22 protein-coding genes are annotated in these 15,644 nt (G+C 60.7%); 21 read left to right on the forward strand and 1 reads right to left on the reverse strand.

All coding sequences use genetic code 11. The features are described 5' to 3' along the window. The first annotated feature begins 88 nt into the window (after positions 1–88). The 14 genes from IWY39_RS00005 (at position 89) to IWY39_RS00065 (ending at position 9,716) form a co-directional block, all read left to right on the forward strand. Positions 89–466, forward strand: coding sequence for a phage virion morphogenesis protein (locus tag IWY39_RS00005; protein ID WP_196871253.1), 378 nt, complete (start codon positions 89–91; stop codon positions 464–466). Further along, positions 439–570 carry a hypothetical protein gene (locus tag IWY39_RS24260; RefSeq protein WP_269207972.1) on the forward strand — a complete coding sequence of 44 codons (132 nt, stop codon included), beginning with the start codon at positions 439–441 and terminating at the stop codon, positions 568–570. The genes IWY39_RS00005 and IWY39_RS24260 overlap by 28 nt, the downstream gene beginning before the upstream one ends. A 75-nt stretch (positions 571–645) precedes the next feature. Next, complete coding sequence (locus IWY39_RS00010; protein ID WP_196871254.1) at positions 646–1,536, forward strand: baseplate assembly protein; 891 nt, start codon at positions 646–648, stop codon at positions 1,534–1,536. Next, positions 1,487–2,182: a phage tail protein I gene (locus IWY39_RS00015; protein WP_331274465.1), complete on the forward strand. Its 696-nt coding sequence runs from the start codon at positions 1,487–1,489 to the stop codon at positions 2,180–2,182. Before IWY39_RS00010 ends, IWY39_RS00015 begins: the two co-directional genes overlap by 50 nt. Beyond that, positions 2,182–3,237 (forward strand): gp53-like domain-containing protein, encoded by a 1,056-nt coding sequence (locus IWY39_RS00020; protein ID WP_196871256.1) that lies wholly within the window; start codon positions 2,182–2,184, stop codon positions 3,235–3,237. The genes IWY39_RS00015 and IWY39_RS00020 overlap by 1 nt, the downstream gene beginning before the upstream one ends. Position 3,238: 1 nt before the next feature. Then, the gene (locus IWY39_RS00025) at positions 3,239–3,682 is read left to right on the forward strand and encodes a hypothetical protein (RefSeq protein ID WP_196871257.1); all 444 of its coding nucleotides are present in this window, start codon (positions 3,239–3,241) and stop codon (positions 3,680–3,682) included. Beyond that, positions 3,679–5,928 carry a hypothetical protein gene (locus tag IWY39_RS00030; protein ID WP_196871258.1) on the forward strand — a complete coding sequence of 750 codons (2,250 nt, stop codon included), beginning with the start codon at positions 3,679–3,681 and terminating at the stop codon, positions 5,926–5,928. Before IWY39_RS00025 ends, IWY39_RS00030 begins: the two co-directional genes overlap by 4 nt. An 83-nt stretch (positions 5,929–6,011) precedes the next feature. Further along, the gene (locus IWY39_RS00035) at positions 6,012–7,598 is read left to right on the forward strand and encodes a ubiquitin-activating E1 FCCH domain-containing protein (protein WP_196871259.1); all 1,587 of its coding nucleotides are present in this window, start codon (positions 6,012–6,014) and stop codon (positions 7,596–7,598) included. Continuing rightward, positions 7,595–7,750 (forward strand): hypothetical protein, encoded by a 156-nt coding sequence (locus IWY39_RS00040; RefSeq protein ID WP_196871260.1) that lies wholly within the window; start codon positions 7,595–7,597, stop codon positions 7,748–7,750. Before IWY39_RS00035 ends, IWY39_RS00040 begins: the two co-directional genes overlap by 4 nt. A gap of 93 nt (positions 7,751–7,843) precedes the next feature. Then, positions 7,844–8,191, forward strand: coding sequence for a hypothetical protein (locus tag IWY39_RS00045; RefSeq protein WP_196871261.1), 348 nt, complete (start codon positions 7,844–7,846; stop codon positions 8,189–8,191). Further along, on the forward strand, positions 8,188–8,364 hold the full coding sequence (locus IWY39_RS00050; protein ID WP_196871262.1) for a hypothetical protein: 177 nt from the start codon (positions 8,188–8,190) through the stop codon (positions 8,362–8,364). The genes IWY39_RS00045 and IWY39_RS00050 overlap by 4 nt, the downstream gene beginning before the upstream one ends. Next, positions 8,364–8,909, forward strand: coding sequence for a glycoside hydrolase family 108 protein (locus tag IWY39_RS00055; protein ID WP_196871263.1), 546 nt, complete (start codon positions 8,364–8,366; stop codon positions 8,907–8,909). Before IWY39_RS00050 ends, IWY39_RS00055 begins: the two co-directional genes overlap by 1 nt. A gap of 91 nt (positions 8,910–9,000) precedes the next feature. After that, on the forward strand, positions 9,001–9,141 hold the full coding sequence (locus IWY39_RS00060; protein WP_196871264.1) for a hypothetical protein: 141 nt from the start codon (positions 9,001–9,003) through the stop codon (positions 9,139–9,141). After that, positions 9,138–9,716, forward strand: a complete 579-nt coding sequence (locus IWY39_RS00065; RefSeq protein WP_196871265.1) for a phage baseplate assembly protein V — start codon at positions 9,138–9,140, stop codon at positions 9,714–9,716. The genes IWY39_RS00060 and IWY39_RS00065 overlap by 4 nt, the downstream gene beginning before the upstream one ends. Positions 9,717–9,759: 43 nt before the next feature. Here the strand turns inward: IWY39_RS00065 and IWY39_RS00070 are convergent, their stop codons facing one another. After that, positions 9,760–10,395: a hypothetical protein gene (locus tag IWY39_RS00070; RefSeq protein ID WP_196871266.1), complete on the reverse strand. Its 636-nt coding sequence runs from the start codon at positions 10,393–10,395 to the stop codon at positions 9,760–9,762. Between the two features lie 388 nt (positions 10,396–10,783). Between IWY39_RS00070 and IWY39_RS00075 the strand changes: the two genes are divergently transcribed. From IWY39_RS00075 to IWY39_RS00105, 7 genes are all read left to right on the forward strand, one after another. Further along, the gene (locus IWY39_RS00075; RefSeq protein WP_196871267.1) at positions 10,784–11,176 is read left to right on the forward strand and encodes a hypothetical protein; all 393 of its coding nucleotides are present in this window, start codon (positions 10,784–10,786) and stop codon (positions 11,174–11,176) included. Positions 11,177–11,257: 81 nt separating this feature from the next. Continuing rightward, positions 11,258–12,520, forward strand: coding sequence for an SGNH/GDSL hydrolase family protein (locus tag IWY39_RS00080; RefSeq protein ID WP_331274466.1), 1,263 nt, complete (start codon positions 11,258–11,260; stop codon positions 12,518–12,520). 9 nt (positions 12,521–12,529) lie between these two features. After that, a complete protein-coding gene (locus IWY39_RS00085; protein WP_196871268.1) occupies positions 12,530–12,694 on the forward strand; it encodes a hypothetical protein in 165 nt (54 codons plus the stop codon). Then, positions 12,691–13,476 (forward strand): hypothetical protein, encoded by a 786-nt coding sequence (locus IWY39_RS00090; protein ID WP_196871269.1) that lies wholly within the window; start codon positions 12,691–12,693, stop codon positions 13,474–13,476. The genes IWY39_RS00085 and IWY39_RS00090 overlap by 4 nt, the downstream gene beginning before the upstream one ends. 93 nt (positions 13,477–13,569) lie before the next feature. Next, positions 13,570–13,920, forward strand: a complete 351-nt coding sequence (locus tag IWY39_RS00095; protein WP_231377469.1) for a GPW/gp25 family protein — start codon at positions 13,570–13,572, stop codon at positions 13,918–13,920. A 10-nt stretch (positions 13,921–13,930) separates the two neighbouring features. Then, the gene (locus IWY39_RS00100) at positions 13,931–15,085 is read left to right on the forward strand and encodes a phage tail sheath subtilisin-like domain-containing protein (protein WP_196871271.1); all 1,155 of its coding nucleotides are present in this window, start codon (positions 13,931–13,933) and stop codon (positions 15,083–15,085) included. 25 nt (positions 15,086–15,110) lie between these two features. Beyond that, a complete protein-coding gene (locus tag IWY39_RS00105) occupies positions 15,111–15,620 on the forward strand; it encodes a phage major tail tube protein (protein ID WP_196871272.1) in 510 nt (169 codons plus the stop codon). Positions 15,621–15,644 lie beyond the last annotated feature (24 nt).

Here is a 15,644-nt window from a genome sequence, read left to right on the forward strand (position 1 = left end):
TGCCTATCTGCCCGAAGCGACCGCTGTTCGGCGACGATCTGGGCTTTGCCGGTGTCGATCCTGCCGCCGCTGGCTGCCGTTGATTGGGATGAGCAGCCCGGCTGATGGCGGAGGACTGGCCGAACTGGAACGATGGCTTGGCCGTATCATGGCGGGCCTTGCGCCCGCGCGCCGTCGCTCTGCCACACTGAAGCTGGGGCAGGCGCTGCGCCGTGCCAACATCCAGCGCATCGGTGCCAATGTCGAGCCGGAGGGCGGCGCTATGGAAAAGCGCAAGCCGGGCAGGGTCCGTCAAAAGGCAGGCGGGCGCATGTTCCGTCGCCTTCGTCTGGCGAAGGCCTGGAAGATAGACGCCAGCGCCGATGGCTTGGAAATCATGCCTTCGTCTTCATCCATCGACCGTGTCGCCGCAGTCCATCATTTCGGAGAACCGATACGGTGGGTCGCCTGCGCGATGGCCGCGTGATCCGCACCAAATATCCCCAGCGCCGCCTGCTCGGCTTTGCTGATGAAGACCGTGCTCTGGTGGCCGAAATCGCCGCATCGATGCTCGATCCCGACGCCGATTGAAGCTACCGGCGGTAGCAAGGCCTGCTACCCGGCCAACCCCTTCGCGCGCGCGTTCCGGCGGGCAACAAGCGGCCCATGGCTTCATCTCCCTCCATCGTCACGGCTGTAGACCTGTCGCGCCTGCCTGCCCCGGCGGTAGTCGAACAATTGTCCTACGACGCGATCCGCACCCTGATGATCGCGAAATTTCAGGAATTGATGCCCGAACATGATGCGATCGTGGAAAGCGATCCGGTCATCAAGGCGCTGGAAGTCGGCGCCTACCAGGTGCTGCTGCTGCGCCAGAATTTCAACGAGCGGGCCGTGTCGATGCTGTTGGCGAAGGCGGCAGGGACCGACCTCGATCATCTCGCCGCCTTTTACGGTGTCGCCCGACTGGAAGTCTCACCTGCCAACCCGACCACCGGTGCTACGGCGGTCATGGAAGATGACGATCGACTGCGCCGCCGCGTCCAGCTTGCGCCCGATGGCTTTTCAGTCGCCGGTCCCGTTACCGCCTATATCTTTCACGCCCTGACTGCTGACGCGACCGTTCTGGATGCCAGCGCCACCTCGCCCGTGCCGCGGGAAGTGGTGGTCAGCCTGCTCGGCAGCACAGGGGACGGCACGGCCACACCGCAGCAGATCGCCGCGGTTGAAGCTGTGTTGACCCATGACGAAGTGCGTCCGCTCACCGATCTGGTCGCTGTCCAGAGCGCGACGATCATCCCTTTTGATATCGTTGCAACCTTGTTCCTCAATACCGGGCCAGATCCGGCGATCATCCTTGCCGCCGCGCAGGCCGCCTTGGCTGCCTATCTCGCCTCGCGTCGAAAAATAGGTCGCCTGATCAGCGCGACGGGCATTGCCGGTGCCTTGCAGGTCGAAGGCGTCGAAACCGTGCAGCTCGTCAGTCCGGCGGCGGATATCATCATCGGTGATACGCAGGCCGGTCACGCGGCCACCATCAGCATCGGGGTTGCCTGATGCCCGTCGAACAGCTCCTTCCCCCAATGCGACAAAGTTGGAACGGGCCATGGTCGGCGCGTTTGACGCGGCGCTGGCCGACGTGCCGGTGGCGATCGACCGGCTCTGGAATCCTGCCACTTGTCCTGTGGAATTATTGCCCTGGCTGGCTTGGGGCCTGTCGATTGACCTGTGGGACGCGGATTGGACCGAGCCGGTCAAGCGCGCCGCCATTGCCGACGCTATCCGCTTCCAACAGATGAAGGGGACCAAGGCGTCGCTGCGGACTGTCCTCGATCGCTTTGACCCGCTGATCGGCATTGTCGAATGGTTTGAGGATCGTGATAATCTCGACCCGGCGACCTTCCGGCTCGAACTGCCGCTCGCAGCGGACAGCGACGTACAGCTGGACGAAGCCATGGTCGCCCGCATCCTTCGTGACATTGCTGCTGTCAAACCTGCCAGCGCCCACATGTTTGCGGTTCACCGCCTGCGCGCGCAAGCGGAAGCCTGGCTTATTTCGGCCGCATCGCTGGCGGGCTTCGAGCGGTTCGACATGGCGGCGGACATCAGCAGTGCGCTCAGTCCGAACTGGCTCAATTATCTGCAGACCGAAGATGGCGAACCGATCGAGGCCGAAAACGGTCCATTTCTGGAGGTTGTGTGATGGCGATCGAGCTTTTGATCACCACCGCTGGTCTCGACGCGTTGGTGGATGCCCAGGCTGGCGAAACCGATGCTATCAGGGTGATAGAGGTTGGCCTGACCGCCAATGCCTTCACCATGGCCCCGACAATCACGGTACTGCCTGGCGAACTCAAGCGGATCGATGCCGTGTCGGGACAGGCGGTCAGCGAAACCATCATCCACATGACGGCGCTGGACAGCTCGAACGATGTCTATGATCTGCGCGGCATCGGTCTTTATCTGGACGACGGCACGCTGTTTGCCGTCTACGCCCAGCCTGATCCGATCTTCCGCAAGGTGTCGATCGCCAGCTTCCTGCTGGCGCTCGATGTCGCCTTCGCCAACGGCGCGGCGGCCGACATCATCTTTGGCGAATCCGCATTTCTGTTTCCCCCGGCAACCGAAACGGTGAAGGGCGTCGCGGAAATCGCAACCGGTACCGAAGTGGCAGCCGGAACCGATGACAGCCGCGTTGTCACACCGCTCAAACTCAAACAGCGGCTCGATACCCTGTTGGATCCGCTCGGGATCAGTCTGGATGCGATCAATGCCGCTCTTCTCGCTTTTGGCGCTCGCACCATCGTCGGGGAAGGCCTGGCGACTGGCGGGGGCGATCTGTCAGGCAACCGTGTCATTACAGTTGCCGGAGCGTCTACGGCGGAGGCAGCTGCCGGTTCATCGGTGGACAAAGCGGTCACACCTGCCAGCCTGATTGGCGCACTCAGTCAGTGGGGGGGGTGGAATGCGACCATTCCGCTCTTCAAAATCCCCGGCACACCGATCATCGTTCAGCTGGGCTATTATCGTGCGATCCATACGGCTGAAGTCGTAGTGCCGATCACCTTTGCGGACGCATTTCCCAATTCATGCCTCTTTGTCGCACCGATCCCCTATATTTCTGCCGCTGACAATCTGCGCGACATGTTCGTGCAGATGCGTGATCGCAGCTCAACCGGGTTTCAGGCCTACATTCAGGCACCAGACGCGGTCGATAACCGGATCGACGGCTTCGACTGGCTGGCGATCGGGGTTTGACATGAAGCTGTTCTTTTCCCCTTCGACGTCCGGCTTTTATTCGACGGACCTGCACGACAGCATGCCGGCGGATGCTGTGCAGATTACTGCAGCGCGTCGTCGCTCCTTGCTGGAAGGACAGGCGCAGGGACGCAAAATCATTGTCGGGGCTGACGGCCATCCAATGCTGCAGCGGCCTTCCAGTTCGACCTTGACCCACAAGCGGCTGCTTCGCTCCCAAGAGGTAAAGCGCGCAGCCGCACTAAGGATCGACGCGATTTCGCCGCTGTGGCGCCAGTGCAACGATCTGCGTGCGCCATCTGCCGCTGGGGATGGCCGTTTCGCTGCGATCGACGCCATCCGCGCAGCTTCCGACGCCATCGAAAAGCAGATCGAACGCATGACCGGCGCCGAACTGGAGGCGCTGGACATTGGCGGTCACCCCGCGTGGAAAGAAGCAGAATGAGCAAGATTTCCGACTTGCCGGCAGCCGTGCCCACCGGCGGTGAACGGGTGGTCATGGTCCAGAACAACAAGACCGTTGGCGCGCCGCTGGGGAGCATCGTCAACGCGCTGGCGCAGCCGCTGGTCGAAGCGGCCGAGGACAGTGCGCACCGCGCCGAACTGGCTGCGCTCGCTGTCCAGCTCTCGGCTCCCCTGTTTGACACATTGGCCGAAGGTGAGGCGGCGACTGCCAATGGTGACATTTTCAGTGTCCGGGGCGGTGGCGAGGAGTTTGCAACCCTGCATCGCCGCACTGTGTCGGGATCGGAGGAACTGGGCAGCTATCCGTCATCTCTGGCGGTGGCCCATCGCGTCCGTCTTTCAGATTTGCAGTCGAACGCAGCCGACAAGGGCGCGGCGCTGGTGGGTTTTGACTTCAATGCCGAATATCCCGACGGCTCGTTAGGAGCAGCGATCAAACTCTATCGCGGGACCTTCGATTACGGCATCTGGACGCCCGACGGCGAAGTCGTCGATCTGGGAGAATGGGCCTCGCTCAAAGCGCCTTGGACGCTGGGTTTCCCTGCGCGCTCTATCTTCGTTGCTGTGGTCGCCATCGTCTTTGCCGAGACGGTCGATGGCCAGACGGTGAGCGCTGAGGGGTTGAGTTATGTGCGAAAGAGCGGGGCAACGGCGATCCCCGATTTGCCGGGCTGGGTGCCAGCAGGCCCTGTTCATGCAGGGCACTTCGGCTTCGTTGGCATCGGGACGCGCGCGGATACGCTCAAGCTGACGACCAGCGCCTTCGCCTATCTTCATTCGCTCGGCGGCGGCACCCTGCATTTCACCGCCGGTTTGTTCCTGATCGGCAACACCAATAGCGACACGACGCGCAGCGGTGGCAACTGGGACAACCAGGCCGGGCTGTGGGTGAAGCATGATAATATCCGCCTGAAAGGTGCAGGCGAGAATGTTACGATCCTGCAGCTGGCCGATGGCCAGGACGCCCACGTTCTCAAATTCGGTCAGCGTGTCGGCGCGTCGATCGCAGTCAAAGGCTGCGGTTTCAGCGACCTGACGATTGACGGCAATCGCGACAATCAGACGCCAGCCAATCAGGCTACATATTTTAATAATTCCGGCGTGGATATCTCAACCGGCTGCACGGACTTCCTGGGCGAACGGGCGACCATCAAGGAATGCCAATGGTACGGCATCGGCGTCCAGCGCGATGACTTCCATAATATCATCCTGCGCCAAATCACCTTTTACCGCACCGGCTCGGATGCAGTCGATGCAAAGGGCGACAGCAGCAGAAACACCCGCAATGTGCTGGAAAGCCCGCGCGCCAGAGAGTGGGGGCTTGCCGAACCAGGCACGCAATCGGCGGCGTATGACATGCGCTCCGGGTGGCTCGTCATCGATCCGTTTTTGGAGATCGATGCAGACGACCCGATCACCTATCCGCGCGACGGCATCCGCATCCAGGACTCCGCCAGCGACCCAGACCCGACCCCCAAGCAAGCGACGGCGATCGTCAATGGCAAGGCTTATGGCGGGAGATCGCAGACGACGACGATTAGCGGCAGCGCGGGCGTGCGCGCAAAGACACGGTGGGCGCGCATCCAGGGCGGCGAATATGTTGGCTGGAACCACGGTTTTGACCTCGCCAATCCAGATTGCTTCGTCACGGACGCGATCGTGCGCAGTTGCTACAAGGGCGCATATCTGTGGCAGGACAGCTACTCCGATGTGGGTGCGGAGGCTGATCAGTCCCGTCTGCGCTTTGTCGCGCGCAACAACGTCTTCGGCGTCCACCTCGACAGTGTGGATAATGCCACGATCGACTGTGTGATCGTAGGCAATGGCACCAATCTTTGGATCGGCGAGGGCTGCACCAAAATTCGTGTGCGTGGCGAGATATTTGGCGGCACTACTGCCAATCTCGTCAATGAAGGTACCGGAACCTCGTTGCTCAACGTCGCCGGTATCAGCACAAGTTCCAAACGCGTCGTAGCTATCCCCGTCGACAGCATCGGCCTCAAAACCGGATCGGTCGAGCACCATCTCGGGGTGGAGCCGAAAGCCGACGATGTACTCGTCTCCCCTCTACGGGGCACAGATGTTTCCGACTATGCCTACGCTTTCTTCCGCGTCGCATCGGTGGATGCGACGCACATTGATTATGAGGTCATGATTTCAACTGCTTCCGCGACCGCAGATGCGAATATGAACCTGCTGCTCGTCACCCGCGCATTGGAGTTTTAAGAATGGCGGAACTTCGCGTTTCACGGGGATACTCGGCAGTACTATCCGGCCAGCTGTTCAAGCCTGGCGCATTTATCTTCGATATGGACCTCGAAAGGTTTCGTGGCGGCACGGGCGGCAAGTTCGGCGGCGAAGTGCTTGCGACCTGGAGCGACTTGGCCGTAATCACCCTAACGCCGATGCAATTCGGCGCGACCGGCCTTGGGACCGGCAACGATGGCCCCGCGCTCAATGCGATGTTCGATCGCGTGCGTGAGCTGCTCACCGAAAACCCATTCACCATTATCGTCGTCAATGGCGGTAACCGCCTGTATCGCACGACCGACAGCATCAATGTCACCAACATTTCGGCATGGAACCTGACCGTCGAGAATCTGTACCTCGTTGGGGCTTGCACCGGCAAGGCGGTGATCGACGCGATCGGGACGCGCGGCTACACGTTCAAGAGCGTCGGCATCTGGGGCGAAAAGGCCAACCGTCCCGCCGCTGGCTTTCAAGCGCAGCGCGGCACGGCCGGCGGCTTTTGCGATAATGCCAGCTTCAAGGAATGCTTCACGGACGGCTATTTCACGCGCGCTGCTGCGCATGATTATGGGCAGGAAACAGTCCAGTGGGACCATTGCACGATCTACAATCGCGACCATACCGCCCGCGTCGCCATCCATGAGGGCTATGACGCCCATGAAATGACGTCGGACTATGCGTCGGTGATGACCGGGGCTACCAGCTTCATCAACAAGCAGTTCCTCAATTGCGACTGGCGCTATCTGCCAGCGGATGAAAATATCGCGGCGATCACCAATGTCGTGAAGGGCGCAACGACCGTGGTGACAGCGCCGGGACACCAGTTCCAGACCGGCGATAAAGTCTGCTTCCAGTATGTCGGCGGCATGACCAACATGATGGGATCGAGGCCCACGGTCATTGCGCGCACGAGCACGACACTGACCGTCGATCTCGATACGACCAGCTATCCGGCCTATACGGGCGGCGGCGTCGTCATCCGGCAAGCGGAACAATCGCCAATCTATATCGCGCGCACAGAAGGCTTTTCGACGGAAAGCTGCTATGTCGTGTCCTATGGTCAGCCGCCGGTCGAGGTAGGATTCCCTGATCCCGGCTTCCCGCGCTGCGAGCAATTGCAGCTGCTCAACATACTGTTCGAGGGAGCGGGGCAGGAATGCGCGGTCAAATTCAGCAATGAAAATTCCGTCACAGTTCAGGGTTTTGCTCTGACGACCTATAACGGGCATCAGTATGGCTCCCTGCTGGGCGGTGGTGCTGATGGCGAAGTGGTGACGTTGTATGCCCCGCGAATCGAGAGCGTCGATCCGATCTTCAATGTCCCGCTGGTTCCTGACCCCAAAAACCGTTTCGCGGCATTCGGGGCCAGCATGCTCTACTACAGCCTCGGCTTGGTCGCGCCGCAGGATTGGGCCGATTTTAATGGCCAGATAACATCCATCGTGACGGGCAAGAACACACTCTACGTCTCCGACGCGCTTTATCTGAATGATCATAAGACCAAGCTGGTCGGCACGTTTGGCACTGGCGCAGCTGTGCCAACGTTGGGCGCGAACAAACCCGGCACCACCAGCGATCCGGCATTGTGGATGGATGTCGAAATTGAAGGCGTGACTTACTGTTACCCGGTTTGGAGCAAGACATGATGACAGTGTTTGAACAGCTCGTTCGCAAGGCCGAAACGGGGAAACTCGACGAAGCGCAGCTGGAGGCTGACCTTCCCAAGGTGCAGGCGGAAGTGCGCGCCAATGCGGTCAGGACAGTCGAAGCCCCTGTCGAAACCGACACGCCGGACTGAACGGCGGTAACAGCGCTTTTTACCGCCAGACACCCTTCGCGCGCGGGAACCCATGCGCCATGCCAGCGGTCAGCCGACGAAAGCGAGACCGCCATGAAGTTTGAAGACATTATCCTCTGGCTGGTTTCCTTGATCGGCGGGCTGGCGATGGTCGGGGCGCGGCTTGGCTGGATGTTGTTCGGCGTCGCCCCTGAACCGCCCGACGATCCGGTGGCGTTCGGCATGTGGCAGCGCAAGCGGCGCTGGCTGATTTTTTCCGAACTCTCGGCGCTTCCCGCCTTTGCGATGTTGGCTGTCATGGTCGGGCGGCTCAAGGGCTGGCCCGACCTTGCCGTGATCCTGTTCGCCATGGCGTTGGGCGGGTTGGGCTTCGCTTTTCTCCTCGACGCACTGCAATTCCTTTTCCGCAAGCGCCTGGGGATCGGGGGAGATGTCCGGTGAGCGACCTGTCTGCCATCCTGATTATGCTGGCATCGGCCATGTGCGCTGCGCTTGCCTATGCCCGCGCCCGCCATTTCCATTCCCGTGTCTTGCGGATCGATCCGCTTTGCGCGTGGAAACGCCGCAATCCCTTTCGCCATCATTGCCGCCAGCGCGGCTCTAAGGACCGGTAATGACTATCGAAACCCTGATTGATGAAGTGATCGGCCGCGAAGGCGGTTATAGCAACCATCCCGCTGATCGCGGAGGCGAAACCAACTTTGGCATCACCAAGGCGGTCGCCCGTGAAAATGGTTATGCCGGTGACATGCGCGCCTTGCCGCGCGCCACGGCGGTCAGCATCTATCGGCGGCTTTATTGGGAACAGCCCGGCTATGGCCTGGTCGCGCAGGTTGCGCCGACGATCGCCTTTGAATTGTTCGACACTGCCGTCAACATGGGCGTCGCAACTGCCAGCGGCTTTCTTCAGCGCGCCCTGAATGCCCTTAACCGTAACGCCCGCGATTACCCCGAACTGAAAGTCGACCGGGCGATCGGGCCTCGCACGATCGAAGCGCTCAAGGCGTTCCGGGCGTTGCGCGGGCCAGCAGGTGACAAGGTGTTACTCAAGGCGCTGGAGGCGATGCAGGGCGAACGGTACATCGCGCTGGCCGAAAGCCGCCCGGCCAATGAAGCCTTCCTCTATGGCTGGCTGGCCAATCGGGTCGGTCTGCAATGATGCCATTCTTCGCCGGGGTCGGTGCCGTCCTGCTGGTCGAAGGCGGGCTGCTGGCGATCCTGGTCTATTCCGTCTGGAAAAGGACACTGAAATGGTGACCCGTCTTCTCCCGCTGCTGCTGCTCCTTAGTGGCTGCACCACTGCCCGCTCCTACGCTACCTGCGACAATGCCAGGGTTGCGGCGGAACTGGCGCAGCGGGCGGTCGCGCGGATCTGCCCCATCGCGCCGTGACGCGGGCGGCAGAGGATATTCCGGCCGACCTGTCGGAACTGATCCGCCTTGGCACGATCGCCTCGGTCGATCTGGCCGCCGCCACCTGCACCGTGCGATATGGCGATCCGGATGATGACGATGGCGGGGCCGAAACACCGTCTATCCGCTGGCTGGCCCAGCGCGCAGGCAAGACGCGCATCTGGTCACCGCCCAGCATTGGCGAACAGGCGCTGCTTCTCGTTCCGGACGGACAGCTGGCCGCTGCCGTCGCCCTTGTCGGCATTTGGCAGGACAGCTTTCCGCCGCCCGGTGCCACGTTGGCGGAACTGGTCGAATATGAGGATGGCGCGCAAGTCGCCTACGACCCGGAAAATCACGCGCTCACCGCGATTCTGCCCGACGGCGCGACCGCGCTGGTCGAAGCCCCCGGCGGCCTGACCATCCGCGCCGACGTGACGATCGAGGGTAACGTGACCCTGACCGGGCGGATGGACGCCAGCGATGATGTGACCGCCGATGGTATCAGCCTGAAAACCCACAAGCATGGCGATGTTGAAGCAGGCGTTGCGCAGACCGGTGTCCCTACGTTCTAAACAGAATTTATGGCCAATCAAGCGCCTGCACAGATTGTCAGCGTTAATCCTCTAATAGAGCTGAGAACTCCTCAATGATTTGGTAAACTGAATCATCGCAATGAATGCGAAATGGTTTCTTAATGCTAGATCCGGACTTTATTGGCCAAATTGTAACAAGCCCAAGCCTTGTTGCGTAATCTTCGAACGAAAATTGGTGCGTGAACTCAGAGTAACTGGCTACTGCGATCATCTTTCCAAAAACAAAAGCCGTGATTTGTCCAAGGCGATGCCCATTCCAGTCAGGTTGGCCCCACAACTGAATACCCCTGTGAAAGGTTGGTTCTACCCCGGGGGCGCCTTCAACGTAGCCAATAGCAATATCCCAGTTTTCCGAGAGTATTCCCGTTCTTCGAAAATCATCGCGCTCGCGTTGAGAAACGCAAACAGTATCTCTATCCGCATATTCAAAGCTCATTGTAAACAGGGCTATCCATTTTGCTAAAATATATTGCGACTCTAAAGAAATACTTCCCCAATATCCGGAAGTTAGTGGCTTCAATAATGGTATAGATTCGTCAACAATACCTTTCATCCAGCCATTGTTGCACTTTTTACAAGCAATTTTTAATGTAAGTGATCTTATATTTCCAGGTCTATCTATTGCTCCTTTTCTTACAATAGGATCGTCTGTAAACAAGCCCCTTGGAAATCTTTGTAGTCTATGCGTAGTTCTTGGTGGCTTTTCATTTAATTTGGGTGGCTGGTATTTACGCGACCATGCTCCGCGAATGTGTTCTTTGGTAACGCCCAATTGGCCGCAATATATGCAGGCATTCCGAGGTTTAGACATGACGAAACCGATCCGTATTAGGGTTCCTATTTTGAATTACAAATGTCGGCTAGATTGCTAGCTAGTGCAAGAATTTGATCGCCAAAACAATAGTGACGCGGGCGACCATCTGATCACCAAGGACCTCACCCGCCGCTGGTAGCAACCCGGTAGCAAGGCCTCTTACCTCCGCATCCCCTTTCGCGCGCGCGACCGGCTGCGCATCAGTGATTTTGCTGCGCGGAAGGATGACGAGATGGTTGCACGGATACTGAAACAGACGCTGACCCAGATGCACGCCATCGCCTTTGGCGCGCCGGGCGAAACGCCCCAATCCATCAGCCAGGCGTCACCTTTGCCCATTGGCGGCAAGCAGGAAAGCTTCGCCCTTGCCAATAACAACGTCGCGTCAGCCGCCGTAACAGTCTATGGCGGCGACTATATCTTCGCCCAGCAGGCGAGTGCCTATGGTACGGTGAAGCTGCAGATCCGCGCCCCGGACGACGTGACCTGGCTCGATCTGCTGAGCAAGAATGCCAGCGACGCCAACGGTGCAGGACAGGGCGTCGCCCTGCCATCAAATGCGGAGTTGCACGTTGTCCTGACCGGCACGGCCGCTGCGTTCGCGACCCTTAAACGGGTGCCCTGAATGCGCAGCCGCTACCTTGATCGGACGCTGCCGACGTGGATCAATCTTCGCGGGCGGCTAGGCCCTAGTCCTGTTACTCCGGTGGCCACATGGATGGCCGCAGCGACGCGGGGCGAGGTTGCCACATCGACCGGATCGACCGGAGCAAACCCGCGCTTCATGTGTCGCACCCGCCATGTCATGGGGCAGGGCGTCTACCTTGGCTTCAGTCCGGTTTTTGCCAATTATTTCGTTGGAACGACAAACCGGGAGGATGGCCCGGTTGCCCCCGCGACACTGATTGTCGGGCTGGAAATTCCCGGTGCGCCAACGCAGACGGTCGAATTGAAATGGTCAGGCGCGGGCAGCGTGGTCATGGCTGGCGGCGCGGCATGGGTCGAATGCGACGCGCTACTGCCCGCGCAATTCGGCCTGCTATATTTCGCGCCCGGCACAGTGTTCTGGATGCGGACGATCCGCGATAATGTGAATGGCGACATCCGCGTCTATAATGGCACGGTCGGCAGCGTGCCTGGCGAAAGCGCCTACACATGCCCGGCAACCGGCGCGGGCACCGACCAGCATATGGGGACGGGCCCGTTGACGCTGCCGACAGGCGGTGCCTCCAGCACCAATCTTTACATGCCGTTGATGTTCAAAGGTCTTTCCAGTTCGCATGGAAAGGCGATTCTCGCTCCTGGCGACAGCATCAATTTCGCTCAGGGCGAAGGTTTGCTGGGTGCGAATGACGGAGAATATCAGGGCGGTGCAGTGCGCAAGGCGGCTTATGCGCTTGGCCTGCCATGGACGTCGATCGCGCGGCCAGCGACATCGGTATCCACCTATATCATGTCCGATAGCGGAGTGCCGCGTAACGCCAAGCGGGCGCTGCTCTATCCCTACTTCACTGATGTTTACGAGAATTACGGCACCAACGATTTGGGCAACACCAACACATCGACCGGCAGCGCGCGGACGGCGACGCAAATTCTCGCGGATCGCAAGACGATGTACGACCAGATACTTGCCGCCAACCCGACCGCCAAAATCCACCCGATCAAGATGACGCCGCGCGTGTCCGCCGGCACCTATACACTCGCCCCGGCATCGCAGGTGCCGGTGGGCAATTATGCGACGAACGACATTGGCGGGCGCACTGATGTCAACAACGGCCTGGTCGCCGCGATCGGGACGCATGGTATCGTGTCGGTGGTTGATACGTCGACCAATGCCATGGCGGACGCAACCCTGACCGATCGCATCGCCCAGATCGGCGGATCGCCGGGCAGCGCGGATGGCCTGCACGCCACATCGGGGATGTATCTACTCATGAAAGCGCCCGTGCAGGCGGACATGGCCGCATAGGAGCGCAACGTGCAGATCGAATATGGACAGCTTTACACCAACGCAGTCGGCGACGTGCGCGAGGTGCTGGCGATTACCGGTGATGTGATCGACTATCTCGAACACACAGGAGAAGATCCCCAGCAGTGTCGATGTTCAGGCGCGGAGTTTGACCGCTGGGTAACGGGGCAGTGACCATAGCCGCATACCTGTCCCGCCCGCTGGCTGCGCTCAGGCCGGGTGACACGTTTATCCTGCCCGATGGCGATATCATCGGCAATATCGCCCTGCCGCGCGCGCTGTCCGGGGCGAAAGGCAAGCCGATTACCATAAGGGGAGGCAAGAACACGCGCGTTTTCGGGACCGACAACCGGGCCGCGGCGATCGGCGGCGGTGGCTGCAAGTGGATGCTGCTGCGCGGGATTACCACGGTCGGCGGCTTGAACGGCTTTCATTTCGGGCAAAATGGCGACGATTACGATCCGGCCAAGATGATCGAGCAGATCTATCTGGTCGACTGTCATGCGATCGACCCGCTGGATGACTGCTTCAAGCTCAATGGAGGCAGCGAGGCGCACATGAACCTGTGTTCGGGGCGCGGCGGTCGTGATCAGATTGTCGACTTTCTGGGCATCCGGCGCGGGAGCATCCGGCGGTCCAAGTTTTCGGACGCAACCTGTGCGATCACATGCAAGGGCGGGACGCAGGCGATCGAGATCAGGGCCAATGATATCCGTGATTGCGGCGATGGCATCCACTATGGCGAGAAAACCGCGCCGCGCTGGCAGGCGCCATGGACCGAACACAGCGCCGAGCGGATCACGATCGCCAATAATGACATATCGGTCACCGGCAACCCGATCGCGCTGAGCAAGGGCGCAGATGCCGACGTGGCGCAGCTGCTGCGCGACAATCGGCTGACGACGACGAAACGCGCCAAGGGGCAGATGGCGCGACTGGTCGAGGTCTACGGCTAGCCTCGCCGCAGCCTTCGCCGGTAGCAGCCCGCGCTACCCCGCCAACCCCTTCGCGCGCGCGTTCTGCCGGGCCATGCGTCAGGGATGAACGGAATGAACGCCAGCACTGGTAAGCCTCTCGGCGGCGCTGATCATCTCGCGCAGTCGATCGCTGACATTCTCGGCACCCCGCTGGGTAGCCGGGTCATGCTGCGCGACTATGGGTCGCTGCTGTTCAAACTGGTCGACCAGCCTCTCAATGCGGCGACAGCCATGTTGCTGCGCGCGGCCAGCGCCGTTGCCCTCCGCCGGTGGGAACCGCGCTTCCGGCTTGCCCAGGTCACCCTGTCCGGTTCCCCTGTGGCGGGCAATCTGGTCATCACTTTGTCCGGCACCCGCACGGATGTTCCCGCCGCGACGGCGCGCACCACCCTGTCCATCCCGCTTCCTGCCACCATCGCCTGAAGGATTTGTCATGCACGGTATCACCATCAACGAAACCGCCACCGGCGCGCGCACGATCCGGCAGGCTAGCCTGGCCGTCATCGGCCTGATCGCCACCGCCACCGCCGAAGCGGGCGCAGCAACCACGGCCCTGAACGCGGCCTTCCCGCTCAACACGCCGGTGCTGGTGACCGACGTGGATGCAGCGGTCGGCAATGCCGGGACCGGCGGCACGCTTAAAGCCGCGCTCGAGGCGATCGGCGATCAGACAAGCCCCATTGCCGTCGTTGTGCGCGTGGCTGAAGGCGAGGATCAGGAGGAAACCGACGCGAATGTCATCGGTGTGACGGACGGCAACAGCTATACCGGCATTCAGGCGCTGCTGGCCGCGCAGTCAGTCCTGGGCGTCCGTCCCCGCATTCTGGGCGCGCCGGGGCTGGACACGCAGGAAGTTACAGCGGAGCTGGTGATTGCCGCCAAAAAGCTGCGCGCCATGGTCTATGCCGCTGCGATCGGCGATGATGTGGCGGAGGTCATCACCTACCGCGACAATTTTGGTGACCGGGAACTGATGCTGATCTGGCCCGATACCTCCGCCGATACACCCGGCGATGCCGTTGCCCGGGCGCTGGGTCTGCGCGCCATGATCGATGAGCAGCAGGGTTGGCACAAGACGCTGTCCAATGTGACGATCGGCGGCGTCACCCGCCTGACCAAAGATGTGCATTTTGACCTGCAGGATGAATCGACCCCCGCCGGGTTGCTCAATGCGGCGCATGTCACGACCCTGATCCGCAACGAAGGCTTCCGCTTCTGGGGCAACCGCACCTGCGCCAGCGAACAGCAGCCCGAATTCAGCTTTGAAAGTGCGGTGCGGACCAGCCATGCCCTGCAGGACATGATTGTCTCCGCTTTGGGGCCGTTCATGGACCAGCCCATGACGGTCGGCCTGGTCAAGGATCTGCTCGAAACCGTCAACGCGCAGCTGCGCCAGCTGACGGTCGAAGGGCGCATCATCGGCGCACTGGCCTATTATGATCCGTCGAAGAACGGCCCGACCCAGCTGGCGGCAGGCCGTCCGACGATCAGCCTGAAATATACGCCAGCGGCTCCGCTGGAAAACCCGATCATCGAGCTGATCAACACCGCCGAATATTATGAAGGCTTCGCCGAACAGCTCGCCTGACCCACTTTAAGCAAAGGATAGCGCCATGGGCCTGCCTCGCACACTTGTGAACGTCAACGCCTATGCCAAGGGCATGTCCTATCTGGGCGTCATTTCGGAATTCGAACAGCCAAAGCTCGCCATCGCGACCGAAGACTGGCGCGGCGGCGGGATGCCCGGTTCGGTCAAGCTCGACAAGGGGCTGGAGCCGATGGAAGCCACGCTCACCATGGGTGGGCATGAAAAGGCGTTGATCCGCGAATTTGGCACCACCAGCGTCGAAGGCACCCGCCTGCGCCTGGTCGCGGCCTACCGGGCCGACGATGGCAGCGCGGCGCAGGCTGTCGAAATCTACCTTGGCGGGCGCTTCACCGAAATCGACATGGGCAAGGACAAGCCCGGCGACCAGACCGAGCATAAATATAGTTGCGCAGTCGCCTACTACCGCCGCGTCGTGGATGGCCGCACGGAAGTCGAGATCGACATGGTGCAGGGCATCTTCATGGTCGACGGCGTCGATCGCTATGCGGAGATCATGGCGATCCTGCTGGGCTGATCCCTATTGCAGATCCGCCGGGCG

Origin of the sequence: Sphingobium sp. JAI105 (assembly GCF_015752145.1) — a bacterium.
Taxonomy (GTDB): Bacteria; Pseudomonadota; Alphaproteobacteria; order Sphingomonadales; family Sphingomonadaceae; genus Sphingobium; species Sphingobium xenophagum.

Bases quoted from the DNA above. Each gene is read 5' to 3' on its own strand.
- IWY39_RS00005 (WP_196871253.1), top strand. From the start codon at position 89: ATGAGCAGCCCGGCTGATGGCGGAGGACTGGCCGAACTGGAACGATGG.
- IWY39_RS00010 (WP_196871254.1), top strand. From the start codon at position 646: ATGGCTTCATCTCCCTCCATCGTCACGGCTGTAGACCTGTCGCGCCTG.
- IWY39_RS00020 (WP_196871256.1), top strand. From the start codon at position 2,182: ATGGCGATCGAGCTTTTGATCACCACCGCTGGTCTCGACGCGTTGGTG.
- IWY39_RS00025 (WP_196871257.1), top strand. From the start codon at position 3,239: ATGAAGCTGTTCTTTTCCCCTTCGACGTCCGGCTTTTATTCGACGGAC.
- IWY39_RS00030 (WP_196871258.1), top strand. From the start codon at position 3,679: ATGAGCAAGATTTCCGACTTGCCGGCAGCCGTGCCCACCGGCGGTGAA.
- IWY39_RS00035 (WP_196871259.1), top strand. From the start codon at position 6,012: ATGGACCTCGAAAGGTTTCGTGGCGGCACGGGCGGCAAGTTCGGCGGC.
- IWY39_RS00040 (WP_196871260.1), top strand. From the start codon at position 7,595: ATGATGACAGTGTTTGAACAGCTCGTTCGCAAGGCCGAAACGGGGAAA.
- IWY39_RS00045 (WP_196871261.1), top strand. From the start codon at position 7,844: ATGAAGTTTGAAGACATTATCCTCTGGCTGGTTTCCTTGATCGGCGGG.
- IWY39_RS00055 (WP_196871263.1), top strand. From the start codon at position 8,364: ATGACTATCGAAACCCTGATTGATGAAGTGATCGGCCGCGAAGGCGGT.
- IWY39_RS00060 (WP_196871264.1), top strand. From the start codon at position 9,001: ATGGTGACCCGTCTTCTCCCGCTGCTGCTGCTCCTTAGTGGCTGCACC.
- IWY39_RS00075 (WP_196871267.1), top strand. From the start codon at position 10,784: ATGGTTGCACGGATACTGAAACAGACGCTGACCCAGATGCACGCCATC.
- IWY39_RS00095 (WP_231377469.1), top strand. From the start codon at position 13,570: ATGAACGCCAGCACTGGTAAGCCTCTCGGCGGCGCTGATCATCTCGCG.
- IWY39_RS00100 (WP_196871271.1), top strand. From the start codon at position 13,931: ATGCACGGTATCACCATCAACGAAACCGCCACCGGCGCGCGCACGATC.
- IWY39_RS00105 (WP_196871272.1), top strand. From the start codon at position 15,111: ATGGGCCTGCCTCGCACACTTGTGAACGTCAACGCCTATGCCAAGGGC.